This window comes from Mesorhizobium sp. M1322, assembly GCF_040318085.1.
Taxonomy (GTDB): domain Bacteria; phylum Pseudomonadota; class Alphaproteobacteria; order Rhizobiales; family Rhizobiaceae; genus Mesorhizobium.
On sequence record NZ_JAMYLP010000051.1, the window covers coordinates 17,589 to 39,712 of the forward strand.

The following is a 22,124-nucleotide window of genomic DNA, read 5'->3' on the forward strand; positions in this document are numbered from 1 at the left end:
ATTGCGCCGACGACCCGCCGCCGAGGCGGGTTTTTCGTTTCGGCAGTGGACAGAGCGGCATGATTCTGCTATCAGCCGCCACAATTCGTGGTGTAGACCGCCGCGGAGGCAAGCGACTATGGCCACTTGCCTGTTATTAACAAACCCGAAAGACAGGATTGCCCGTGCAGGTACTCGTCCGCGACAACAATGTTGATCAGGCGCTTCGCGCGCTCAAGAAAAAGATGCAGCGCGAAGGCATCTTCCGCGAAATGAAGATGCGCGGACATTATGAGAAGCCTTCCGAGAAGCGCGCCCGCGAAAAGGCGGAAGCCGTTCGCCGCGCCCGCAAGCTGGCCCGCAAGCGCGCTCAGCGCGAGGGTCTGCTGCCGATGACGCCGCGCCCGGTGGCGGCTGGTGCTGCTGGTGCCGGTGCTCCGCGTCCGCCGCGGTTCTGACGCCAATTTTTCGTCCTTTTCGAAGGATACCCAGGGTGGCGCGATGCGTAATCGCCGCCACCTTTTTGTTGAATTCGACCAGTTCGGAGAGGGCCGGTTCGGAGACGGAACAGACCTGACGGCGCGGCGGGCAGTGAGGACAGAGCAGACATGAATGCAACAAGCGTGGAGCGCAGAACCCCAATGCGCGGCTTCGCCCTGACGGCAGCCCTGCTTTCCGGCTTGGCGCTCGCCGGCTGCCAGACAGCCCCGACCGGCGAATTCACCAACATCGACAAGGCACAAGGGTCGGCCGAGAACATCTCCTCGCTGTCTGCCGTTATCCAGCGCAGTCCCCAGGATCCCGAAGGCTACAATGTGCGCGGCTCGGCCTATGGCCGGGGCGGCCAGTATCAGGCGGCGCTCAAGGATTTCGACACCGCCATCCAGCTCAATCCGAATTTCTACCAGGCCTATTCGAACCGTGCTCTCATCCAGCGCTTCCTCGGCGACCAGGCGGCCGCGCTTGCCGACTACAACCGCTCGATCCAGATCAATCCCGACTACGACGCCGCCTATATCGGCCGCGGCAATCTCTACCGCAAAGCCGGCCGCATCCAGGAAGCGTTCAACGATTTCCAGAAGGCGATCCAGCTCGACACGACAGATGCGCGTGCCTATCACAATCGCGGCCTGATCTATCAGAGCCAGGGCCAGCACGCTTTCGCCATCGAGGATTTCTCGACCGCCATCTCGCTGGCGCCGGACGCCGCCGAACCCTACAATGGCCGCGGCCTCTCCTACCTCGCCATGAACGACGAGGACAATGCCTTCGCCGACATCAACATGGCGATCAAGCTCGACGGCAAGAATGCCGAGGCCTGGTCCAACCAGGCGCTGATCTACGAGCGGCGCGGCGACAAGGCCAAGGCGGCAAAATCCTACCGCGAGGCAGTGCGCCTCAACCCCACCTACCAGCCGGCCAAGGACGGCCTGGCCCGCACCAGCACCGGCTGACCGACGGCGGCGTTTCGGCCTGATATGGCAGGCCTGCCGTTTGGCATCGCTTCGAAACCTTCAATGACTGCGCATTGACGCCCGCCTTGATCGCGCCAAGTTTTCGGCGGAACGCTCGGGACGCCTAGCCGTTGTTCAAGGCAATTCGCGAAAGGACCCCTCCCATGATCAAGAAACTCGCCTGTGCCGCCGCCCTCGCCGCCACGGTGCTCGCTGCCCCTGCCAGCGCGGGCAGGCTGGAGCTCGGCGTGCTCGACTGCACCATCGACGGCGGCACCGGCTACATCGTCACATCCAACAAAGGCGTGGCCTGCACCTTTCGCCCTCATCATGGCGGTCCGCCCGAAGCCTATACCGGGGTCATTTCCAAACTTGGCGTCGACGTCGGCAGGACGCACCAGGGCGAATTGATTTGGGCGGTTCTGGCGGCCACCCGTGATCGTAATTCCGGCGATCTTGCCGGCAGCTATTATGGCGTCAATGCCGAGGCCAGCCTGGTGACTGGCGGCGGCGCCAACCTTCTGGTCGGCGGACTGAACAGCGCCTTCTCGCTGCAGCCTCTCAACGTACAGGCGCAGACCGGCGTCAACCTGGCAGTCGCCGTCACCTCACTGGAGCTGGTCCACTCTTTCAAATAAGCGCCATAGCTGCGGCGCGGAACAGGATTAGACTGTTCCGCGCCGCATGATTTTGTGGGCCCGTGCTAAGACGTTCTTCGCTGAGACCATGATCGCCAATCTTCGATCACCCTGACTTCCCGCCAGTATCTCAGCGCACCCGCCAAAAAACCGCTTGAGCTCAACTGCGGTTGAGGTTCTACAACCCGTCCTCGAAGCGCCGCGTGCCCGTTGGAGACGAAGAGCGCTCCACCATTTTTTGAATCGGCGTATAAGAAAGTTTGGGAGGGCCGGGTGACCGAAACCAGCACAAACAGGGTCGATTGGCGCGCGCTCTGGGCGAGCGGCGATCTGGCGCGCTTCTGCTTCATCAGCCTCGGCATCCTGCTGCACGCCACCAACGAAACCATGGTGGCAACGGTGATGCCGGCCATGGTCGGCGACCTCGCCGGCGTTCAGCTGGTCGGCTGGTCGCTGGCGATCTACGAGCTCGGCGCCATCGTCGCCGGCGCCGCAGCCGGACGGCTGGTTAGTTATGTCGCGCTGCGCTCCAACATGGTGGTCGCTGCCCTGCTCTATGCCGCCGGTGCCCTGGTCTGTGCCATCGCGCCCTCCATGCCGCTGTTCCTGACCGGGCGCCTGATCGAGGGTTTTGGCGGCGGCGCGCTGGTGTCGCTGGCCTTCGTCTCGGTCGAGCGGCTGTTTCCACGCGCCATCTGGCCGCAGCTTTTCGGCGTCATGTCGGCGATCTGGGGCGTCGCCGCCTTCAGCGGGCCGCTGCTCGGTGCGTTGATGACCGAGTTGCTCTCCTGGCGTTGGGCTTTCGGCGTCTTCACGGTCGGCGGCGCGGTCATGGCGCTGGCGAGCTTCATCGTGCTCGACACGCCTGAGGCAACCAGGCCGCAGGCGATCACTGGAACGGCCCCGCCCTTCCCCTTTGCCGCGCTCGGCTGCCTGGCCGTCAGCGTCGTGCTGATCGCCACGGCCGGTGTCGACATTGCCCTGCTGCGCTCGTCCCTGCTGCTTACCCTCGGCCTGATCGGGCTTGCGATGTTCATCCGCATAGATGCGCTGAAGCCGGACTCGCGGCTGTTCCCGTCGCGGCTGTTCTCATGGCGCTCGCCGGTCGGCGCAGGCATGACCATGGTCGCCGCCTTTTCCGTGGCGACCTGTTCCTTCGCCGTCTATGGACCGCTGCTTCTGACCAGCCTGCACGGCATTCCGATCCTGACCACCGGCTACATCATCGCCGCCGAATCGATCGCCTGGTCGATCCTGTTGATTCTCGTCGCCAATGCGCCGCCGGAGCGCGAGAGGCTGATCATCACCGGCGGCGCACTGATGATCGCGACCGGCATCGCCGGTTTCGCCTATGCCGTGCCGGCGGGTTCGATTCCGCTGATCCTGTTCTGCGCCCTGCTGCAGGGCGGCGGCTTCGGCATTGCCTGGCCCTTCGTCACCCGCGTGATCGTGGCATCGGCCAGGGAGGGCGAGCAGACGATCGCCTCTGCCGCTGTGCCGACGATGCAGCGCATCGGCTATGCGGTCGGTGCAGCACTGACCGGCATCGTCGCCAACGCCAGCGGTTTTTCCGAAGGCCTGAACCGTGAGGCGGCGGCGAACGTCGCCACCTGGCTGTTCCTCGCCTTCGTGCCACTGGGGATTCTGGGATGCCTCGCCGCCCTCAGGATCTCGGGACCGGCAGCCCGGCCACAGGAAGCGACGGGCTAGACAGTAATCGTCTTAAGCTGCTCGGCGATCAGTGTTGCAAGCCGCGTCGCCACCTCGTCCTTGCTCATCTCGGGCCATTCGTCGACACCGGTCTTCGAGACGATCCGCACCCGGTTGCGGTCACCGCCCATCACCCCACCCTCCTGGGACACGTCGTTGGCGACGATGAAATCGGCGCCCTTCTTCGCAAGCTTGGCCTCGGCGTTCCGGACGAGATCCTGCGTCTCGGCGGCAAAGCCGACGACCAGGCTGGGCCGCTTCTTGTGGTGACCGACACCGGCAAGAATATCAGGGTTTTCGATCATCTGCAGCGCCGGCGGCCCCTCGCCCGCCACCTTCTTGATCTTCTCGCCGGCCGAAGTTTCGCTGCGCCAGTCGGCGACCGCCGCGACGAACACGGCCGCGTCCGCCGGCAGCAGCTGTTCGACCGCGTCCTTCATCTCGTTTGCGGTTTCGACATGCAGCGTGGTCACGCCGGCCGGATCAGCAATGCCGACCGGACCGGAGACGAGGCGCACATCGGCGCCCAGCCTGGCCAGCGCCGCCGCGATGGCATGGCCCTGCTTGCCGGACGAACGGTTGGCGATGTATCGCACCGGGTCGATCGGCTCATGCGTCGGCCCTGAGGTGACGATGATCTTTCTGCCTGCCAGCGGCTTCGGCCTGATATCGAGCAGCGCCTCGATAGCGGCGACGATTTCCAGCGGCTCGGCCATGCGGCCTTCGCCCGCCTCGTTGTTCTCGGCCATCTCGCCCTTCGCCGGGCCAATGAATGCGATGCCGTCCTTCTGCAACGTCGCGCGGTTGCGCCGGGTCGCCGGATGCGACCACATTTTTGGGTTCATGGCCGGTGCCATCAAAACCCGCTTGTCGGTGGCGAGAAGCACAGTGGAGGCGAGGTCGTTGGCGTGGCCGTTGGCAAGCTTCGCCATCAGATCGGCGGTGGCCGGCGCCACGACCGCAAGGTCGGCCTCGCGCGACAGGCGGATATGGCCGACATCGTGCTCGTCATTGCGATCGAACAAATCGGTGAAGACGTGGTCGGCCGACAGCGCTCCAACCGATAGCGTGGTCACGAATTCCTGCGCCGCGGCGGTCATCACCACACGCACGGCGGCGCCCCGCTCGCGCAGCCGACGGATCAGGTCGAGCGCCTTATAGGCGGCGATACCACCGCCGATGATCAGCAGGATGCGCTTGCCGGAAAGGATCATGCCCAAGACCAGTGCTTGTCCGATGTCATGCCGGCTTCAGCGCCGGTTCGATATCGGTATGGATGAAATCGTCGCCCTTGAAAAGCAGCGGCAGGTTTCGGGTTTTGGCCAGAGCGTAGGCGAAGCAGTCGCCCATGTTGAGGTTGGCACGATGGCCAGCACCTCGGCCATACAGTGCATAGGCTTCAATTCCGGCTTGCGCATGTTCGGCGGAGAGCGCGACGATCGTAACTTTGAGCCTAGCAAGAAGACCCGTCAACTCGGCCGTGCCGGCCGCGCCATAGCGTCGGACAATTACTGTGCCGCATTCCATCAGAGTCGCGGCGCTCATCAATATCCGCTGATTTCCTGCGAGGCGCTGGGCGATTGCCGGAGCATCGGGCTCCTGCTTCAGGATGGCCACGATCGCTGAGGTGTCGACCACCACGGTCATTCTTCCTCTATGAAGGACCAGAGGTCATCCGTGAATTTCTTCTGATCAAAATCTACTCGTTGCAGTCGTCGGCCGTATTCGAGGATTTCCTCCGCCGTAACAAAATCCCCATCACGTTCTTTGGCGACTGCCACGTCCTTCAGCAACAGATTTCTTGCCTCCTGCTCCATTGACACGCCATGTCTGGCAGCCCGCTCGCGCAGCTTTTGCTTCAGATCGTCGTCGAGATTGCGAATGGTCAGGGTGCCCATAACTACCCTTGCCCCCGTGTCGTCGGTCTGAACTTGGCTTCGTCCTCGGCTGCAATGCCCGACCAGTCGAAACCCTTGGTGGTCGGAAGCCCAACGGATGCGGCGAGCACGTCCCGCGCCTCCTGCTCCATGGAAACGCCACGCGCAGCGCCACGCTCACGCAGTCGCCGCATGACACTCTCATCCACATTGCGGACAGTAATCCGGGCCATGATCGCGCTCCCGCGACCTAATATAGCGATCTCGAAGCATGGCTGCAATGACAGCACTGCTGCCACTGCCAGCATTTCAGAGGAGCTTCCAGGCGATATAGACCAGCGTCAGCGCCATCACCCACAGCGCCAGCCGGCCGGAGCGCGTATGGCGCGCCTCGGCCTTGCCGATGGCGTGCGCCGTCCTTTCATCGAAGCGCAGCCCGTGTTCGGCCATCAGATCGATCTCGCGCGACAGCCGCTCGGTGCGGGCGGCGAGGTCCGGCGCCTGGCGGACCAGCGCCAGCAGCGCGCTGGCGCCGTCGCGTGCGTCGGCCAGCAGGGCACGCGGGCCGAGATTGGCTGATATCCAGCCTCCGACCACTGGTTCGGAGGTCTTCCACATGTTGAAGGCCGGGTCGAGAGTGCGGGCGACGCCCTCGACCACCACCATAGTCTTCTGCAGCAGCACCAGTTCGGAGCGCGTCGCCATATCGAAGAGATCGGTCACCTCGAACAGAAGCGCCAAGAGCTTGGCCATCGAGATGGTCTCGGCCGGCTGGCCGTGGATCGGCTCGCCGATCGCTCGGATCGCCTGGGCGAACGCGGCGACATTATGCCGGCGCGGCACGTAGCCGGCCTCGAAATGCACTTCGGCGACGCGCAGATAGTCACGGGTGATGAAGCCGTAGAGGATTTCGGCGAGGAACCGGCGCTCCTTCTTGCCGAGCCGGCCGGCAATTCCGAGATCGACAGCGACGATGGTGCCATTAGGCTCGACGAACAGGTTTCCGGGATGCATGTCGGCGTGGAAGAAACCGTCACGCAGCGTATGGCGCAGGAACGACTGGACCAGATTGGCGGCGATCGCCTTCAGATCGTGGCCGGCGGCAGCGAGGCCGGCAATGTCGTTCATCTTGATGCCGTCGACCCATTCCATGGTCAGCACATCGCGACCGGTACGCTCCCAATCGACGGATGGGACGCGAAAGCCGGGGTCGTCCTTGGTGTTCTCGCCAAGCTCCGAAAGCGCTGCCGCCTCCAGCCTCAGATCCATTTCGATCTTGGTGGTCTGTGCCAGCGTCTCGGTCACTTCGACCGGCCGCAGCCGGCGCGACGACGGGATGTATTTTTCCTGGAGGCGAGCAGCCAGGAAATAGCTTTCGAGATCGCGAAAGAAGCGGCGGCGCACGCCTGGCCGGATGACCTTGACCGCCACTCGCGAACCGACGCCGTTCTCCAGGGTTTCCGCGATATGGACCTGGGCGATCGAGGCCGCGGCGACGGCCTCGCCGAAACTGGCGTAGAGTTCGCCGACCTTGCGCCCGAGCGAGGCCTCTATCGCCGCAATGGCCTCGGCCTGTGGAAATGTCTGCATCTTGTCCTGCAACATGGCGAGATCGAGCGCTATGTCGTTGCCGACGACATCGGGCCGGGTCGCCAGGAACTGGCCGAGCTTGACATAGGATGGGCCGAGCCGGACGACGGCCTTGGCCAGCCGGTCGCCACGCTCATAGGCAAGCGCGCGGCGGCGGGTGAACAGCCGCGCCATCCGCCAGCCGAGTTTCGGCAGGCCGAAGAGCTCGTCGCCCGGCAGCGCCGCGACGACGCCTTCGCGGACCAGCACCCAGCCGGCGCGCACGAGCCTGAAACCAGCGCCGACACTGCTCATGACTGCGCTCGCCTCAAAGCTTCCAGCCCGAATGAAGCGCAGCTATGCCGCCGGAATAATTGCGAAAGGAAGCGCGGTCGAAGCCAGCGCGGGAAATCATCGCCGCAAAATTCTGCTGATTGGGAAATTTGCGGATCGATTCGACCAGATAGGAATAGGGCTCGTCGTCACCGGTCACCGCCTTGCCGATCCTGGGGATGGTGTTGAACGACCACGCCTCATAGACCTTGTCGAGCAACGGCATGTCGACCTCGGAAAATTCGAGGCAGAGAAAGCGCCCGCCGGGCTTGAGCACGCGATAGGCTTCCGCAAGCGCCACATCGATGCGCGGCACGTTGCGAATGCCGAAAGCGATCGTATAGGCGTCGAAACTGGCCTCAGTGAAAGGCAGCTCCTCGGCATTGGCCTCGACGAAATCGGTATTTGCCGTCAGGCCCTTTTTCTCGGCCCGGTCGCGGCCGACGGCAAGCATCGATCCGTTGATGTCGAGAACCGTGGCATGGGCGTTCCTGCCGCTCGCCTCGACGATGCGGAAGGCGATGTCGCCGGTGCCGCCGGCAACGTCGAGAACGCTCCAGCCCGGTCGTTTCGGTGGATTGAGCCATGTGACCATGGCGTCCTTCCACAGCCGGTGCAGGCCGGCCGACATCAGGTCATTCATCAGATCGTAGCGGTTCGCCACCTTGTGGAAAACGTCATTGACCAGGGACTGCTTCTCGCCTGCCCCTACACGCTTGAAACCATAGGAGGTCTCCATGCCGCCAACGGCCGTGGTTCTCTCAACCGACATTATTTTTGATCCGCCATAAAACCGGCGGGACCATAGCCGATCGATGGTGCCGACGCTATTGTTTAAGGCGCGGTGTTCGGCCGCGCTTCTCGGTCGTGAATCGTACTTATGTCGACGAGCTGGACAGACCTGACGGGATGATTGCATGCCTTTGAAAGCGGAACTGCACTGCCATATCGAAGGGGCAGCGGCGCCCGAACTCGTCATCCGCCAGGCGCAGAAATACGGCAAGGACACCTCGCCTTACATTCAGAACGGCTCTTTCGTCTGGCACGATTTCACCTCCTTCCTCGCCGCCTATGACTTCTCCTCCGACCTGTTCCGCACGGAAGAAGACTATGCGCGGCTGACCGATCATTACCTGACCAGCCTCGCCCGTGACGGCGCCATCTATTCCGAGATCTTCACCTCGCCGGACCACGCCGGCAAGGCCGGCCTGTCGCCCAAGGCCTATACGGACGCGCTCGGCGAAGGCATGGCGCGCGCCAAGGCCAAGACCGGCATCGAGGGCCGCATGATCGTCACCGGCGTGCGCAACGCCGGCGTCGAATCGATCGAGCAGGCGGCGCGCTTCGCGGCCCGCTGCGGGCATCCGCTGGTCACCGGCTTCGGCGTCGCCGGCGACGAGCGGATGGGCGATCTGGAGGATTATGTCAGGGCTTTCGAAATCGCGCGCGAGGCCGGCCTCGGCATCACCGTCCATGCCGGCGAACTGATGGGCTGGGAGAGCGTCGAGGCCGCACTCGACCACATCCGCCCCGCCCGCATCGGCCATGGTGTGCGCGCCATCGAGAATCCCGACCTTGTCCGGCGCATCGCCGACGAAGGCGTCGTGCTCGAGTGCTGTCCGAGTTCCAACATCGCGCTGAAGGTCTTCGACAGTTTCGCCGATCATCCTTTTCCGGCACTGCAGGCGGCGGGCTGCAAGGTGACGCTCAACTCCGACGATCCGCCCTTTTTCTGGACGTCGCTGAAGCGCGAATACGACAATGCCGCAGAGCATTTTTCGATGAACGACAAGGCGCTCGCCGCTGTCACCAGAACCGCCATCGAGGCCGCCTTCGTCGACAGGAAGACCAAGGCAATGCTGCTGGGCCGGCTCGACGTCAAGGGCAGGTGAATGGTGAATGCGGCGCTTCGGTCCGTCAACCGCGAGTTTTTCCGCTGAACCAAGGACTCGCAAACCTATTCACTATTCACTATTCACCATTCACTATTCACTATTCACCTGCGCAGCTAGGAGAACACGATGCAGGGCGTCACTGTCGTCGACCACCCGCTTGTCCAGCACAAGCTGACCATCATGCGCAAGAAGGAAACCTCGACGGCCGGCTTCCGGCGGCTGCTGCGCGAGATCTCACTGCTGCTCGGCTACGAGGTCACCCGCAACCTCGAACTGACGACGACGACGATCGAAACGCCGATCGAGACGATGGAAGCGCCGACGCTGGAGGGCAAGAAGCTGGTCTTCGCCTCGGTGCTGCGCGCCGGCAACGGCTTGCTCGAAGGCCTGCTCGACCTGGTGCCGGCGGCGCGCGTCGCCCATATCGGTCTCTACCGCGACCACGAAACGCTGGAAGCGGTCGAGTATTTCTTCAAAGCGCCGAGCGATCTCGCCGACCGGCTGGTGATCGTCGTCGATCCGATGCTGGCGACCGCCAATTCGGCGATCGCGGCGATTGACAAGCTGAAAGGGCGCGGCGCCACCAACATCCGCTTCCTCTGCCTGCTGGCCTCGCCAGAGGGCCTCGAGCGGTTCACCAAGGCGCATCCCGATGTCCCGGTCTTCACCGCTTCCATCGACCGCCAGCTCAACGAGAAGGGCTACATCATGCCCGGCCTCGGCGATGCTGGCGACCGCATGTACGGGACCAAATGAGGGTGCCACTCGTTTACCGATCGTTTACGCAATCGGCCGCTTTCCGCATCTGTTAAAGCGGCAAACACCATCCCGCGATAAGCATGGGCCTTCACGAAGGCCGGTCCATGCTGCGCAATCTCATCCTCGGCGTGCTCGCCGTAACATCGGCGTCGTTCCCGATGCTCTATCAGTCGAATCCGCAGATGTTCGATGGCCTGCTGAAATCGGCGGTCGGGGCCAGGCCGGCGGTCGAAACGCAAACGGACCTGAACCTGGCCACGGTTCCCGACAGACCGGCAACGCCGCAGCCGCTCGGCCGCAAGGTCGTGGTGACCGCCGACGCGCGCGGGCATTTCACGTCGACGTTCAAGCTCAACGGTCGAACGGCCGACGGCATGATCGACACCGGCGCGACGCTCGTCGCCATCAACAGTTCGACGGCACGCAGGATCGGCATTTCGCTGAACGCGTCGGACTTCAAACACCAGGTCAACACCGCCAACGGCGCGATCAAGGCTGCCCTGGTTACCGTCGATCGGCTGCAGATCGGCAAGATCACGGTCGACGGCGTCCAGGCGGTGGTGCTCGACGACAAGGCGCTGCGGACCAATTTGATCGGCCTGAGCTTTCTCCAGCGGCTTGAAAAATATCAGGTCGAAAATGGCGCGCTGCTGCTCGTCCAGTGAACCATGATCCCGAAAAGTGGAAACCGGTTTTCGGAAAGATCATGGTCCAATAAAAAACGTCATCCGCGCGGCAGGATCCGCCGAATGACGGTTTTTTCCGCGGGCGGCTTCGAAGCGCCGATCGCATAGGCCGAAAGCACGGCGGCGGCGGCCGCTTCGGCATCCCCGGCATTGCGGGCATGGACCAGCGCCAGCGCCTCACCGGCGCGCACCTCCGCGCCGACCGGCAGCAGCCTGGTGATGCCGACCGCATGGTCGATCCTGTCGTCCGGCCGTACGCGCCCGCCGCCAAGCCCGACGACGGCGAGCCCGATGTCGCGGGTGGCGATGCCGGTGACGAAGCCGTTTTCGGTCGCCTTGACCGCGAACTCCGTCGCCGCCTTCGGCAGGTATTTTTGCGGATTCTCGACGAAGTCGGCCGGACCGCCGAGCGCCGCCACCATGCGGGCGAAGACGGCGGCGGCACCGCCGCCGGCAAGCGTCTCGGCGGCGCGCCGCATGCCGTCCTGGTTGGACGAGACCAGCCCGGCCGACTGCAGCATGTCTGCGGCCAACGCCAGCGTCACATCCTCCAGTCGCCGGTCGCGGAAGCGGCCGGTGAGAAAATCGACGGCATTGCGCACCTCGACGGCGTTGCCGGCTGCCGACGCCAGCGGCTCGTTCATGCCGGTGACCAGTGCTGAGGTCTTCAGTCCGGCGCCATTGGCGACTTCGACCAGGCTGTTCGCCAGTGTCGTTGCGTCACGGGATTTTTCCATGAAGGCGCCGTTGCCGACCTTCACGTCGAGCACCAGCGACTGCAGGCCGGCGGCCAGCTTCTTCGACAGGATCGAGGCGGTGATCAGCGGCACCGATTCGACGGTTCCCGTCACGTCGCGGATCGCATAGAGCCTGCGATCGGCGGGCGCGAGATCGGCGGTCTGGCCGATGATGGCGCAGCCGGCTTCGAGCACTGCCTTGCGGAAGCCCGCCACATCCGGCTGGCTGATATAGCCGGGGATTGCATCCATCTTATCCAGCGTCCCGCCGGTATGGCCAAGACCGCGGCCGGAAATCATCGGCACATAAGCGCCGCAGGCGGCGACGATCGGCGCCACCAACAGCGAGACATTGTCGCCGACGCCGCCTGTCGAATGTTTGTCGGTGACCGGGCCCGGCAGGTCCGACCAATCGAGCACGTCGCCGGAATCGCGCATCGCCAGCGTCAGCGCCAACGCCTCGTCGCGGCTCATGCCGTTGAAGAACACCGCCATGGCGAAGGCCCCGACCTGCCCGTCCGAGACGGTGCCGGCGGTGACGCCTTCGATGAGGCTGGCGATCTCCTGCGTCGACAGCCTGTGACCGTCGCGCTTGCTGCGAATGATTTCCTGGGGAAGCATCAGGCCGGGACCTTACGCCCCGGCAACCCGTCCTGGAACATACGCTGGAGGATCGTCGCCAGCCGCGCGCCGCCGATTGGCGCCATGTCCTTGGTTTCCTGGTGCGAAAGCTCCGCCCCGGTCATCCCTGCGGCGAGATTGGTGATGACCGAGCAGGCGGCGACGCGCAGGCCGAGGAAGCGTGCAAGAACGACCTCCGGCACGGTCGACATGCCGACGGCATTGGCGCCCATGACGCGCGCCATGCGGATCTCGGCGGGGGTCTCGAAGCACGGCCCGGAAAACCACATATAGACGCCCTTGTGCAGCACGGTAGCCGTCGCCTTCGCGGCCGTCTCGATCGCTGAGCGAAGGCCGGCATCATAGGCTTCGGTCAGGCCGACGAAGCGGCGGTCGCTCGGCTCGCCGATCAGCGGGTTGGAGCCGGAGAAATTGATGTGATCGGTGATCAGCATCACCGAGCCCGGCCCCATGTCCGGATCGACCGAGCCGGCGGCATTGGTGAGGATCAGTTTCGAGATGCCGAGGCCGGCGAGCACCTCCAGCGCCGGCCGCATCGCAGCGGCGTTGCCGTGCTCGTAATAGTGGGCGCGGCCGGACAGCATCAGCACTGGCGTGCCGGCAAAATGTCCCGCCACCACCTCGCCGGCATGGCCGGTGACGCCGCTTCTGGGAAAGCCCGGCAATTCGGCATAGGAAATACGGACAGCGTCCTCGACCCGGTCGACAAGCCCGCCAAGACCCGAACCCAGCACCAGCGCGGCGGCGGGCGCCAGCCCGTCCAGCCTTTCGACGAGACGATCAAGCGCTTCCTTCATTTCAACCAGCTCTTCATTTCAACCAGCTCTTCATTTCAACATGTCGCCCTGGAAGCCGTAGGGCAGCATCTCGCCCAGGGTCACGGTCTCGACCACGCCGCCATTGTCGCAGAGATAGAGTTTGGTTTCCGGCCGGCAGAATTCGGCCAGCCGCTGCCGGCAGCCGCCGCAGGGCGAGCATTTCGGCATGCGCTCGGCGATCACCGCGATCTCCGTGATCCTGCCGCCGCCGCCCATGATGTAGTGGCCGAGCGCGGTGGTTTCGGCGCACCAGCCTTCCGGATAGGAAGCGACCTCGATGTTGGCGCCGGCAAAGACGCGGCCGTCCTCGGTGCGCAATGCCGCCCCGACCGGAAACTTCGAATAGGGCGCATAGGCCTTCGCCATGGCGGCCTTGGCCGCTTCGAACAGATCATGCGACATTGTTTTTCCCTCGCATGATCTTGTCCGAAAACCGGCTTCCACTTTTCGGGATCATGCTCACATTTTCCCTCGCATGATCTCGTCCGAAAACCGGCTTCCACTTTTCGCTGACGCGGACCTGCGGTTCGGGATCATGCTCAGCGTTCCTTGACATAGGGCACGCCGCCGGCGCGCGGCGGGATCGCCTTGCCGATGAAGCCGGCGAGCAGGATGACGGTGAGGATATAGGGCAGCGCCTGCATGAGCTGCACCGGCACCTTGCCGATCAGCGGCAGCGGCGTGCCCTGCAGCCGGATCGACAGCGCGTCGAGGAAGCCGAACAAAAGGCAGGCGAACATGGCGTTGACCGGCTTCCACTTGGCGAAGATCAGCGCGGCCAGCGCGATATAACCCTTGCCGGCGGTCATGTCCTTCACGAAGCCGCCATTCTGCACCATCGACAGGTAGGCGCCGGCAATGCCAGTGAGCACGCCTGTGCAGATCAGCGCCCGGTAGCGCAGCCAGGCGACCGAGATGCCGGCGGTGTCGACCGCGGCCGGGTTCTCGCCGACCGCGCGCATGCGCAAGCCGAAGCGGGTACGGAACAGCACCCACCAGGTGAACGGCACGGCGAGAAACGCGACATAGACCAGCACGGAATGGCCGGAGATGAGTTCCGAATATATCGGGCCGAGGATCGGCACGCTCCTGAGCGCGTCCGCACCGGGCCAGATGATCGCCCCGAACCGCTCGTCCGAGGCCAGAGCCGGCGTACGTCCACCTTGCTGGAACCAGGCCTGGCCGAGCATGATCGTCGATCCGGCGGCGATGAAATTGATCGCCACGCCGGAGACGATCTGGTTGCCGCGATGGGTGATCGAGGCAAAGCCGTGGACCAGCGCGAAAGCGACCGAGATGAGGATGGCCATGCCGAGGCCGATATAGGCGGAATGGAAGACGGAGGCCGCGGCGGCGCCGGCGAAGGCGCCGACCAGCATCTTGCCCTCGAGCCCGATGTCGAAAATGCCGGCGCGCTCCGAATACAGGCCGGCGAGGCAGGCGAGCAGCAACGGCACCGACAGGCGGATGGTCGAGTCCAAAACCTGGATGACGGCGTTGAACAAATCCATCTCAGGCACCCTTCCCCTTGATCGCTTCCATGCCGACAGATCTCGGGCTGAGCGAGGCGAACAGCGCCTGGACATAGGGCCGGAACATGTGCTCGAGCGCGCCGGCGAACAGGATGACCAGGCCCTGGATGATGACAATCATGTCGCGGCTGATCGCCGGCATCTCGAAGGCGAGCTCGGCGCCGCCCTGGTAGAGCATGCCGAACAATATTGCGGCGAGCACGATGCCGACCGGGTGGAGGCGCCCCATCAGCGCCACGGCGATGCCGACGAACCCGGCGCCTGAAACGAATTCGAGCGCGACATTGTGCTGGTCGCCCATCGTCGGGTTGAGCGCCATCATGCCGGCCAGCGCGCCCGAGATCATCATGGCGACGATGATGATGCGGGTCTCCGAAATGCCGGCATAGCGCGCCGCTTTCGAGCTGTGGCCGTAGGTGCGCATCTCGTAGCCGAGCCTGGTGCGCCAGATCAGCACCCAGACCAGAAAGGCCATGGCCAGCGCCAGCAGGAAGCTGATGTTGAACGGCGCCGAGCGGATCTTGGCGCCGAACAGCTCGATGACCCAGTTGAGCTTCGGCAGTTGCGCGCCTTCGAGGAAGGTGCGTGTTTGCGGCGCCATCGAATTGGCCGGCTTCAAGAATCCGACCAGTGCGTAGACCATGACGCTGGCGGCGATGAAGTTGAACATGATGGTGGTGATGACGATGTGCGAACCGCGCTTGGCCTGCAGATAGGCGGGGATCAGCGCCCACAGCGCCCCCATCGCCGCAGCGGCGATGATCGCCAGCGGGAAGGTGAGCCACCATGGCAGTACGCTGTCGAAGGCCAGGCAGACGATGCCGATGCCGAGACCGGCGATATAGCCCTGGCCCTCGCCACCGATGTTGAACAGGCCGCAATGCGCCGCAACCGCCACCGACAGCCCGCTGAAGATGAAGGTGGTGGCGTAGAAAAGCGTGAACGCGATGCCTTGCCCACGGCCGAAGGCGCCCTCGACCAGGACAACGGCAGCGCGGAACGGATTTTCGCCAACCAGTAGCACGACGAAGCCGGCGACGACGAAGGCAACGGCGAGATTGATCACCGGGATCAGCCCGTAATCCGCCCAGGCCGGCAGCTTGGCATAAGGCGTGCTCATTCCGCCGCCTCCCGGTGCTCGACACCGGCCATCAGCAGTCCAAGCTCGCCTTCCGTCGCCTCCGGGCCGCGCTCGCCGACGATGCGGCCGGCAAACATCACCAGGATGCGGTCGGAGAGCGAGCGGATCTCGTCGAGCTCGACCGACACCACCAGCACCGCCTTGCCCTGGTCGCGCAAGGCGATCAGCCGCTTGTGGATGAATTCGATGGCGCCGACATCGACGCCGCGCGTCGGCTGGCCGACGATCAGCACGCCCGGATCCTGTTCCATTTCCCGCGCCAGAACGATCTTCTGCTGGTTGCCGCCGGAGAAATTGGCGGTCTTGAGGCGGCAGTCCGCCGGACGGATGTCGTATTTGGTGATCTTGTCCTTGGCGTCGTCGCGGATGGCATCGATGTTGAGGAACGGCCCTTTCAGGTAGCGCGGATCGTCGTGATAGCCGAGGATCGAATTCTCGTTCTCCTCGAAGGCCAGCACCAGCCCGACATGATGACGGTCTTCCGGGACATGGGCGAGGCCGCGGTCGCGCAGTTCGCCGGGATCGGCGGCCCCGGTCAGATCGATCGGCTTGCCGTCGAGCATGACCGAGCCCGAGACGGCGCGCCTGATGCCGGAAATCGCCTCGAGCATTTCGGATTGCCCGTTGCCGGCGACGCCGGCGATGCCGACGATCTCGCCGGCGCGCACGTCGAAGGAGACGTCGTCGACCATGGTGACGCCGCGCGAATCCTTCACCGTCAGGTTCTTGACCGCGAGCTTGACGCCGCCTGCTTCGGCTTCGCCTTTCTCGACCCTGAGCAGCACGCGGCGCCCGACCATCAGCTCGGCCAGTTCCTCGACCGTGGTCTTCCTGGTTTCGCGTGTCGCCACCATCGTGCCCTGGCGCATGACCGAGACCGTGTCGGTGATCGCCATGATCTCGCGCAGCTTGTGGGTGATCAGCACTATCGTTTTGCCCTGCTCCTTCAGCTGCTTGAGGATGCGGAACAGATGGTCGGCTTCTGCGGGGGTGAGCACGCCTGTCGGCTCGTCGAGGATCAGGATCTCGGCGCCGCGATACAGCGCCTTGAGAATTTCGACACGCTGCTGCAGGCCGACCGGCAACTCCTCGATGATCGCATCAGGATCGACTTCCAGCCCGTATTCGCGCTCGAGCCGTTCCAGTTCCGACCGCGCCTTGGCGATGCTCTTCTTCAGCAGCGCATCGCTTTCGGCGCCGAGAATGACGTTTTCCAGCACCGTGAAATTGTCAACCAGCATGAAATGCTGATGCACCATGCCGATGCCGAGCGCGATGGCGTCATTTGGCGACTTGATCGATGCCGGCTGGCTGCCGACGCGGATCTCGCCGCTGTCGGCCTGGTAAAAACCATAGAGGATCGACATCAGCGTCGACTTGCCGGCGCCGTTCTCGCCGACAATGCCATGGATGGTGCCGCGCACGATCTCCAGATTGATGTCGCGATTGGCGCGCACGGCGCCAAAACTCTTGTTGATGCCGATCAGCTCGATTGCGGCTTGCGCCATGCAGCCTGTCCCACTCGTATTTTTTATCGCTTGGTCAAAACGCCTAGCATGACACCCCGTCTGTGCCAATTGGCCGGAGCAGCGTTCACTCTCGACAAATCACCGCGCGCTTGTCAATTTCGAACGTGGCCGCGGCTTCACATTCGCCATCGCATCGGCCCGAAAACCGGATTCGATTTTCGGAAAGCGCGATGCGAAGATCATAAGTGTTAGAGGGTAGTTTGGGCGTCCAATTTGACGCACGTCGCTCTAATGTAGCGAATCCCGAAATTCGCATCCTTGCGCAGCAAGAACCCGAGGTTTTCGAATGATTATGCCCGCCGACCGGTTGACGACGCTGGAAATCCGCGCCGCCGAGCAGGAGAAGACCATCGAGGAACTGTCCGATCAGATCGCAGAGCAGTGGAAGGCGATCGAGCGCATGCAGCGCAAGCTCGATGCGCTGGCCGACCGATTCCTGGCGCTGGAGGAACAGGCTGCACCGGACGTGCCGGTGACCAAGCCGCCGCATTGGTGAGCCTACGGAGAAAGCAAAGCCGCCGGATTTTCACCCGACGGCTTCGATCAGATCGGCAACGTCGCGATCAATATGGGCAGGAATTGTCCGACATATAATCGTGCACCTTGATGGTACCGGCGATGATGTCGGCCTTGGCCTTTTCGACCGCCGCCTTCATCGCGTCATCGACAAGCGCCTTGTTGTTGTCGTCCATGGCGTAGTCGACACCGCCTTCCCTAAGGCCGAGATCGTTGATGCCGCCGGTAAACTTGTCGTTCTTGGCGTCCATGAAGGTGTTGTAGACGGCAACGTCGACGCGCTTGACCATCGACGTCAGCACCTTGCCTGGCTGCAGGCCGTTCTGGTTGGAATCGACGCCGATGCCGAGCTTGCCGGCGTCGGCCGCTGCCTGCAACACGCCGACACCGGTGCCGCCTGCCGCTGCGTAGATCACGTCGGCACCCTGGTCGATCTGGGTCTTGGCAATCTCGCCGCCTTTGGCCGGATCGTTCCAGGCTGCCGGCGTATCGCCGGTCATGTTCTGGATGACACCGGTCGCGCCGGCCGCCTTGGCGCCGCCGACATAACCGCAGCCGAATCGGCGGATCAGCGGAATGTCCATGCCGCCGATGAAGCCGACCTTTTTGGTCTTCGAGGCCATTGCCGCCATCACCCCGACGAGGTAGGAGCCTTCCTGCTCCTTGTAGACGACGGAGCGGACGTTGGGCTTGTCGACGACCATGTCGATGATGGCGAACTTGGTCTCGGGAAACTCGACGGCGATCTTCTCCAGCGCATCCGCCCAGGAGAAGCCCGCCATAGCGATCGGATTGCGGCCGTCCTCGGCGAAACGGCGCAGCGCCTGCTCGCGCTGGGTCGCGTTTGAGACCTCGAATTCCACATAGGCGATGCCGGTTTCGGCCTTGAACTTTTCGGCGCCGTTATAGGACGCTTCGTTGAACGACTTGTCGAATTTGCCGCCGAGATCGTAGAGAAGTGCTGGCTGAATGTCCGCGGCGAAGGCCGGAAGAACCATCGCAGTTGCGGCCAGGAGGCCGAGAACAATACGTTTCATGTGATCCACACCCTGTCGGTTATTTTTTCCGTTATGCACCGCCTGCCTGCCCGGTTCTCCGGCAGGCATGCGACATCAGACAGGAGTGTCTTCCTCCCGCTTCGGGCCAATCTGGCACGGCCCGAAGCAAAATTCACGCGGAATTTTGACCTGTTGGAAAAGCCGGGATCATCGTCCCGCCAAGGCCTCAGGCGGAGACGGCAGCCGGGATGGCGCAGGCGACGCCGGTGCCCTGCAAATTGCAATAGCCGTAGGGATTCTTCGCCAGATATTGCTGGTGGTCTTCTTCGGCAAAGTAGAATTCCGGCGCCGGGGCGATCTCGGTGGTGATCTTGCCGCGCCCTGCGCCGCGCAACGAGGCCTCGTAGGCGTCGCGTGAGGCGATCGCCGCCTGGTATTGCGCATCACCGAAGGTGTAGATCGTCGAGCGGTAGGTGGTGCCGACGTCGTTGCCCTGGCGCATGCCTTGCGTCGGGTCATGGCTTTCCCAAAACAGCTTCAGAAGCTGTGCATAGGACACGATCTTCGGGTCGTAGACGACGAGCACGACTTCGGCATGGCCGGTAAGGCCGGTGCAGGTTTCCTGGTAGGTCGGGTTGGGGGTGACGCCGCCGGCATAGCCGACAGCCGTGACCCATACACCTTCAAGCTGCCAGAACATACGCTCGGCGCCCCAGAAGCAGCCCAGTCCGAACATCGCTGTCTCCAGCCCCTCGGGATAAGGCCCCTTGAGCGGCCGCTTCGAGACAAAGTGCTTGGATGCCGTCGGGATAGGCTTGGCACGACCCGGCAGCGCCTCGGCAGGCTTCGGCAGATTGAGCTTCTTGTTCAGCATGTCGCTGAGAAACATGTGCGGTCTCCCTTTCTCTTTGTTTGGGGACGCTGGAGAATCATCAAGTCTAGGCGAACCGCCCGGTCGGCCGCTCCCGCCTGTAGCCGATCAAGTAGAGAATGAAGGCAACCACCGCAAACACGGCGAAACCGGGCTGGCTGAGCACCCAGGCGATGGCGCCGTCCCACAGCAGCGGACCAAGCTCGTCGCGGACGAAGCTTTCGAAGGCGCTTCGCGTATCCGGCGAGACGGCGAGCCAGCTCGTGTTGAGCGGGGTCATGACCAGCGCGGAGGCCGCCACCGAGCGCGTCGCGTCGATCACCGCCATGATGACGGAAACCGAAAGCGCAACCAGTGCCGCGAGACGGAAGACGAAGCGGAACATCCAGACCTTAACTCCCCGGAAGCTTATCAGAGTCTGTATCGGCCTGATAAATAGGATCTGCGCGCTTTATCCGCAATCGCGACACGCGAAGTTGAACCTGCGCCGCCGGTTCGCGCCGCTGCGGCGTCAGTCGGCAAAGACGCCGCCGCCGATCGCGGCGATCGGCTACCAAGGCAGCGCTGGTGGCATGGACAGAGCATCCCTATCCGACAAAGCGAATAGAGCGTCTTGGCATTCGGCACCGGATCGACTAGATGAGCCCCGCGCCTGTTGCTTTGACGGCTCAGGTGCGGGGAAAGGGTGTCCGCTGGTTGACGGCGCCCACGGTGCGGAGTTCCGGACCGCAATCCCCAAGGGAGACGCATCTCCCCAACCCGCGCGGTGAAACCGGCCGCGGCGAAAATGCTAAGACGGAGAGGTGGCCGAGTGGTTGAAGGCGCACGCCTGGAAAGTGTGTTTACGGGAAACCGTAACGCGGGTTCGAATCCCGCTCTCTCCGCCAGTCAATTTCACAGTGGGGTTACCCGAATGCCGTCTCGCCAGTTTTGAAACAGAACGTCTGGCAGCAGCAAATCTTCCGGCTCCTTGACTGCCTCTCAGGCGGAGCGCTCTTAATAGCGGAATGCTGGGGGATTTCTCATGTCAAGGAAGTTGCCTATCAGTGACGCAACTTGGAAACAGCTTACTGAATGCAACCGTGTGGCCGTTAAGCAAGGCTGGGCATCGCCCGGGGTGTTTGCGACCGGCGTCGGCCCTGAATATGATCCGACAAGCAATTTGGCATTGCTTTACGTCGGAAAGAGCGCGGGACCACTAGGCACGCTCGTAGGGTCAAACACCAACCAGACTACGAGCGGGGCCGCATCTACCAAGTGGATGGTTGAAAAGACAAATAAGTCAGCCTTCTGGCAAATGGTCGATCTCATCGATCCGTCTCGCCGTCATATCGCTTGGACGAACATTTGCAAGATGGACGAAGTCGGCGGTTCAAGCCGCCGCCAGCGAATCGATGGCCAGCTATTGCGGAGCCTCACTTACAGGCATTGAAAGAGGAGATTGCATCTCTCGCGCCCCGCGTCATCCTCTTCGCAACTTCCGGGTATTGCGGTGCAACGATTGCTTTATTGCTGGATGACCTTGGTTACAAAAGTCGGACGCTTGGATTTCGCGACGGCCACACCAGGCTAACTGCCACGTCCGACGGAGCGCTCGCCATCGAGACGCGTCATCCTCAAGGCTGGACCACGTCCGAGCGGAACCGCGTGGTCCATTTGGCAAGAGAACTCCTCCTTAGACCAGTTTGAGCAAGCGATGATGATTCCATATTGGACCGGGATGCGTCGCCAAGGAATTGCGGTGACAGTGCACTTTTCTCCATGTTTGCTCGGCTGTCGCTGTGTGTAAATTGAACGCATGGCTCGACTTGCCTTGCCGCGCCGCCGATGTCGGCATCTGCGCGGCCGATGGGCAGCGAAGCACTTCTGGACCGGATCGCCGAGCAAACCGGAAAAGCCGTGAAATCGGGAAAAACGCGCAGGCGGGGGAGAAGAAAAAAGTGCACTGTCACCGTAATTCGCGCCCTGCATTGCCGACCCATCGCGAGCACCTGCTGCTCCGCTGACTCGACATCATATCATCTGGCGCTAAATTATCGCTCCTTGGGTGAAAAACCGTGAAGGGCGAGATGCTGAAACCATTATGGAACAATGTTCGAGAAAGCCGACTCGTATCTCTTTTTCGCAGCTACGGTGATCGTATCACAGCGCGGCGGGTCACACGCAAACTTGACTCATACGGAGATTGGCTGAGAGCCCTTACCCTGACGCTCTTCCCGACAAGGAAGGCTCATCACTGCAATGCCTGCGATCGTGATGTAGCGGCTTTTTACCGTTTCGGGCGGTACACGCTTATTTGCCCGCTTTGTCATGCGGTGGATCGTGAGCGGTTTTTGATTCACGCTCTAGAGCAAGTCCTGTGATCGATGAATCGATTGTGATGTGACAGCTGCGTCTTGTGCTGATTCAACATCCACCTCGATGGAGGTGGACGATGGGA

At 63.0% G+C, this 22,124-nt stretch carries 24 protein-coding genes and 1 tRNA gene; 10 read left to right on the plus strand and 15 right to left on the minus strand.

Annotation, left to right across the window (positions count from 1 at the left end; genetic code table 11):
- Positions 1–164 precede the first annotated feature (164 nt).
- From rpsU to NKH12_RS18875, 4 genes are all read left to right on the plus strand, one after another.
- Positions 165–437: a 30S ribosomal protein S21 gene (gene rpsU, locus NKH12_RS18860; protein WP_023675331.1), complete on the plus strand. Its 273-nt coding sequence runs from the start codon at positions 165–167 to the stop codon at positions 435–437.
- Between the two features lie 150 nt (positions 438–587).
- On the plus strand, positions 588–1,433 hold the full coding sequence (locus NKH12_RS18865) for a tetratricopeptide repeat protein (protein ID WP_352954513.1): 846 nt from the start codon (positions 588–590) through the stop codon (positions 1,431–1,433).
- 164 nt (positions 1,434–1,597) lie between these two features.
- Positions 1,598–2,071, plus strand: coding sequence for a DUF992 domain-containing protein (locus NKH12_RS18870; RefSeq protein WP_352954514.1), 474 nt, complete (start codon positions 1,598–1,600; stop codon positions 2,069–2,071).
- A gap of 273 nt (positions 2,072–2,344) precedes the next feature.
- Positions 2,345–3,781: an MFS transporter gene (locus NKH12_RS18875; protein WP_352954515.1), complete on the plus strand. Its 1,437-nt coding sequence runs from the start codon at positions 2,345–2,347 to the stop codon at positions 3,779–3,781.
- Here the strand turns inward: NKH12_RS18875 and coaBC are convergent.
- The 6 genes from coaBC to ubiE form a co-directional block, all read right to left on the minus strand.
- Entirely contained in the window at positions 3,778–4,995 is a 1,218-nt protein-coding gene (gene coaBC / locus NKH12_RS18880; RefSeq protein ID WP_352954534.1) for a bifunctional phosphopantothenoylcysteine decarboxylase/phosphopantothenate--cysteine ligase CoaBC, read from the minus strand. The two genes, NKH12_RS18875 and coaBC, sit on opposite strands and share 4 nt — an antisense overlap.
- A gap of 25 nt (positions 4,996–5,020) precedes the next feature.
- A complete protein-coding gene (locus NKH12_RS18885; RefSeq protein ID WP_352954516.1) occupies positions 5,021–5,428 on the minus strand; it encodes a type II toxin-antitoxin system VapC family toxin in 408 nt (135 codons plus the stop codon).
- Positions 5,425–5,679 carry a FitA-like ribbon-helix-helix domain-containing protein gene (locus NKH12_RS18890; RefSeq protein WP_352954517.1) on the minus strand — a complete coding sequence of 85 codons (255 nt, stop codon included), beginning with the start codon at positions 5,677–5,679 and terminating at the stop codon, positions 5,425–5,427. The genes NKH12_RS18885 and NKH12_RS18890 overlap by 4 nt, the downstream gene beginning before the upstream one ends.
- 2 nt (positions 5,680–5,681) lie before the next feature.
- On the minus strand, positions 5,682–5,891 hold the full coding sequence (locus NKH12_RS18895) for a FitA-like ribbon-helix-helix domain-containing protein (protein ID WP_352954518.1): 210 nt from the start codon (positions 5,889–5,891) through the stop codon (positions 5,682–5,684).
- 76 nt (positions 5,892–5,967) lie between these two features.
- The gene (ubiB, locus tag NKH12_RS18900) at positions 5,968–7,542 is read right to left on the minus strand and encodes a 2-polyprenylphenol 6-hydroxylase (RefSeq protein ID WP_352954519.1); all 1,575 of its coding nucleotides are present in this window, start codon (positions 7,540–7,542) and stop codon (positions 5,968–5,970) included.
- A 13-nt stretch (positions 7,543–7,555) separates the two neighbouring features.
- Positions 7,556–8,332 carry a bifunctional demethylmenaquinone methyltransferase/2-methoxy-6-polyprenyl-1,4-benzoquinol methylase UbiE gene (ubiE, locus tag NKH12_RS18905; protein ID WP_352954520.1) on the minus strand — a complete coding sequence of 259 codons (777 nt, stop codon included), beginning with the start codon at positions 8,330–8,332 and terminating at the stop codon, positions 7,556–7,558.
- A gap of 145 nt (positions 8,333–8,477) precedes the next feature.
- On the opposite strand from ubiE, the gene NKH12_RS18910 reads away from it, so the two are divergent.
- From NKH12_RS18910 to NKH12_RS18920, 3 genes are all read left to right on the plus strand, one after another.
- A complete protein-coding gene (locus tag NKH12_RS18910; protein WP_352954521.1) occupies positions 8,478–9,452 on the plus strand; it encodes an adenosine deaminase in 975 nt (324 codons plus the stop codon).
- 129 nt (positions 9,453–9,581) lie between these two features.
- Positions 9,582–10,211, plus strand: a complete 630-nt coding sequence (gene upp / locus NKH12_RS18915) for a uracil phosphoribosyltransferase (RefSeq protein ID WP_352954522.1) — start codon at positions 9,582–9,584, stop codon at positions 10,209–10,211.
- A 107-nt stretch (positions 10,212–10,318) separates the two neighbouring features.
- Entirely contained in the window at positions 10,319–10,879 is a 561-nt protein-coding gene (locus NKH12_RS18920) for a TIGR02281 family clan AA aspartic protease (RefSeq protein WP_352954523.1), read from the plus strand.
- Positions 10,880–10,938: 59 nt separating this feature from the next.
- On the opposite strand, the gene deoA is transcribed toward NKH12_RS18920, so the two are convergent.
- The 6 genes from deoA to NKH12_RS18950 all read right to left on the minus strand — a co-directional run bounded on the left by deoA (position 10,939) and on the right by NKH12_RS18950 (position 17,278).
- A complete protein-coding gene (gene deoA, locus NKH12_RS18925; RefSeq protein ID WP_352954524.1) occupies positions 10,939–12,258 on the minus strand; it encodes a thymidine phosphorylase in 1,320 nt (439 codons plus the stop codon).
- Positions 12,258–13,076: a purine-nucleoside phosphorylase gene (locus NKH12_RS18930; protein WP_352954525.1), complete on the minus strand. Its 819-nt coding sequence runs from the start codon at positions 13,074–13,076 to the stop codon at positions 12,258–12,260. Before NKH12_RS18930 ends, deoA begins: the two co-directional genes overlap by 1 nt.
- Positions 13,077–13,106: 30 nt before the next feature.
- On the minus strand, positions 13,107–13,499 hold the full coding sequence (gene cdd, locus NKH12_RS18935) for a cytidine deaminase (RefSeq protein ID WP_352954526.1): 393 nt from the start codon (positions 13,497–13,499) through the stop codon (positions 13,107–13,109).
- 137 nt (positions 13,500–13,636) lie between these two features.
- Positions 13,637–14,608, minus strand: a complete 972-nt coding sequence (locus NKH12_RS18940) for an ABC transporter permease (RefSeq protein WP_352954527.1) — start codon at positions 14,606–14,608, stop codon at positions 13,637–13,639.
- A gap of 1 nt (position 14,609) precedes the next feature.
- Complete coding sequence (locus tag NKH12_RS18945; RefSeq protein WP_352954528.1) at positions 14,610–15,749, minus strand: ABC transporter permease; 1,140 nt, start codon at positions 15,747–15,749, stop codon at positions 14,610–14,612.
- Positions 15,746–17,278, minus strand: coding sequence for an ABC transporter ATP-binding protein (locus NKH12_RS18950; RefSeq protein ID WP_352954529.1), 1,533 nt, complete (start codon positions 17,276–17,278; stop codon positions 15,746–15,748). The genes NKH12_RS18945 and NKH12_RS18950 overlap by 4 nt, the downstream gene beginning before the upstream one ends.
- 310 nt (positions 17,279–17,588) lie before the next feature.
- On the opposite strand from NKH12_RS18950, the gene NKH12_RS18955 reads away from it, so the two are divergent.
- The gene (locus tag NKH12_RS18955; protein WP_352954535.1) at positions 17,589–17,795 is read left to right on the plus strand and encodes a SlyX family protein; all 207 of its coding nucleotides are present in this window, start codon (positions 17,589–17,591) and stop codon (positions 17,793–17,795) included.
- Between the two features lie 67 nt (positions 17,796–17,862).
- Here the strand turns inward: NKH12_RS18955 and NKH12_RS18960 are convergent, their stop codons facing one another.
- The 3 genes from NKH12_RS18960 to NKH12_RS18970 form a co-directional block, all read right to left on the minus strand.
- Positions 17,863–18,852: a BMP family lipoprotein gene (locus NKH12_RS18960; protein WP_352954530.1), complete on the minus strand. Its 990-nt coding sequence runs from the start codon at positions 18,850–18,852 to the stop codon at positions 17,863–17,865.
- Between the two features lie 187 nt (positions 18,853–19,039).
- Positions 19,040–19,702 carry a peptide-methionine (S)-S-oxide reductase MsrA gene (gene msrA, locus NKH12_RS18965; protein ID WP_352954531.1) on the minus strand — a complete coding sequence of 221 codons (663 nt, stop codon included), beginning with the start codon at positions 19,700–19,702 and terminating at the stop codon, positions 19,040–19,042.
- Positions 19,703–19,751: 49 nt separating this feature from the next.
- Positions 19,752–20,069: a hypothetical protein gene (locus NKH12_RS18970; protein ID WP_352954532.1), complete on the minus strand. Its 318-nt coding sequence runs from the start codon at positions 20,067–20,069 to the stop codon at positions 19,752–19,754.
- Between the two features lie 412 nt (positions 20,070–20,481).
- Between NKH12_RS18970 and NKH12_RS18975 the strand changes: the two genes are divergently transcribed.
- Positions 20,482–20,571, plus strand: a tRNA-Ser gene (locus NKH12_RS18975).
- A gap of 137 nt (positions 20,572–20,708) precedes the next feature.
- The gene (locus NKH12_RS18980) at positions 20,709–21,116 is read left to right on the plus strand and encodes a hypothetical protein (RefSeq protein WP_352954533.1); all 408 of its coding nucleotides are present in this window, start codon (positions 20,709–20,711) and stop codon (positions 21,114–21,116) included.
- The last annotated feature ends 1,008 nt before the right edge of the window (positions 21,117–22,124 follow it).

What these genes read in the sequence shown, in the direction of transcription:
- NKH12_RS18865 (WP_352954513.1), top strand. Translation starts at nt 588, where the DNA reads ATGAATGCAACAAGCGTGGAGCGCAGAACCCCAATGCGCGGCTTCGCC.
- NKH12_RS18870 (WP_352954514.1), top strand. Translation starts at nt 1,598, where the DNA reads ATGATCAAGAAACTCGCCTGTGCCGCCGCCCTCGCCGCCACGGTGCTC.
- coaBC (WP_352954534.1), bottom strand. Translation starts at nt 4,995, where the DNA reads ATGATCCTTTCCGGCAAGCGCATCCTGCTGATCATCGGCGGTGGTATC.
- NKH12_RS18885 (WP_352954516.1), bottom strand. Translation starts at nt 5,428, where the DNA reads ATGACCGTGGTGGTCGACACCTCAGCGATCGTGGCCATCCTGAAGCAG.
- NKH12_RS18890 (WP_352954517.1), bottom strand. Translation starts at nt 5,679, where the DNA reads ATGGGCACCCTGACCATTCGCAATCTCGACGACGATCTGAAGCAAAAG.
- NKH12_RS18895 (WP_352954518.1), bottom strand. Translation starts at nt 5,891, where the DNA reads ATGGCCCGGATTACTGTCCGCAATGTGGATGAGAGTGTCATGCGGCGA.
- ubiB (WP_352954519.1), bottom strand. Translation starts at nt 7,542, where the DNA reads ATGAGCAGTGTCGGCGCTGGTTTCAGGCTCGTGCGCGCCGGCTGGGTG.
- ubiE (WP_352954520.1), bottom strand. Translation starts at nt 8,332, where the DNA reads ATGTCGGTTGAGAGAACCACGGCCGTTGGCGGCATGGAGACCTCCTAT.
- NKH12_RS18910 (WP_352954521.1), top strand. Translation starts at nt 8,478, where the DNA reads ATGCCTTTGAAAGCGGAACTGCACTGCCATATCGAAGGGGCAGCGGCG.
- upp (WP_352954522.1), top strand. Translation starts at nt 9,582, where the DNA reads ATGCAGGGCGTCACTGTCGTCGACCACCCGCTTGTCCAGCACAAGCTG.
- NKH12_RS18920 (WP_352954523.1), top strand. Translation starts at nt 10,319, where the DNA reads ATGCTGCGCAATCTCATCCTCGGCGTGCTCGCCGTAACATCGGCGTCG.
- deoA (WP_352954524.1), bottom strand. Translation starts at nt 12,258, where the DNA reads ATGCTTCCCCAGGAAATCATTCGCAGCAAGCGCGACGGTCACAGGCTG.
- NKH12_RS18930 (WP_352954525.1), bottom strand. Translation starts at nt 13,076, where the DNA reads ATGAAGGAAGCGCTTGATCGTCTCGTCGAAAGGCTGGACGGGCTGGCG.
- cdd (WP_352954526.1), bottom strand. Translation starts at nt 13,499, where the DNA reads ATGTCGCATGATCTGTTCGAAGCGGCCAAGGCCGCCATGGCGAAGGCC.
- NKH12_RS18940 (WP_352954527.1), bottom strand. Translation starts at nt 14,608, where the DNA reads ATGGATTTGTTCAACGCCGTCATCCAGGTTTTGGACTCGACCATCCGC.
- NKH12_RS18945 (WP_352954528.1), bottom strand. Translation starts at nt 15,749, where the DNA reads ATGAGCACGCCTTATGCCAAGCTGCCGGCCTGGGCGGATTACGGGCTG.
- NKH12_RS18950 (WP_352954529.1), bottom strand. Translation starts at nt 17,278, where the DNA reads ATGGCGCAAGCCGCAATCGAGCTGATCGGCATCAACAAGAGTTTTGGC.
- NKH12_RS18960 (WP_352954530.1), bottom strand. Translation starts at nt 18,852, where the DNA reads ATGAAACGTATTGTTCTCGGCCTCCTGGCCGCAACTGCGATGGTTCTT.
- msrA (WP_352954531.1), bottom strand. Translation starts at nt 19,702, where the DNA reads ATGTTTCTCAGCGACATGCTGAACAAGAAGCTCAATCTGCCGAAGCCT.
- NKH12_RS18970 (WP_352954532.1), bottom strand. Translation starts at nt 20,069, where the DNA reads ATGTTCCGCTTCGTCTTCCGTCTCGCGGCACTGGTTGCGCTTTCGGTT.
- NKH12_RS18980 (WP_352954533.1), top strand. Translation starts at nt 20,709, where the DNA reads ATGTCAAGGAAGTTGCCTATCAGTGACGCAACTTGGAAACAGCTTACT.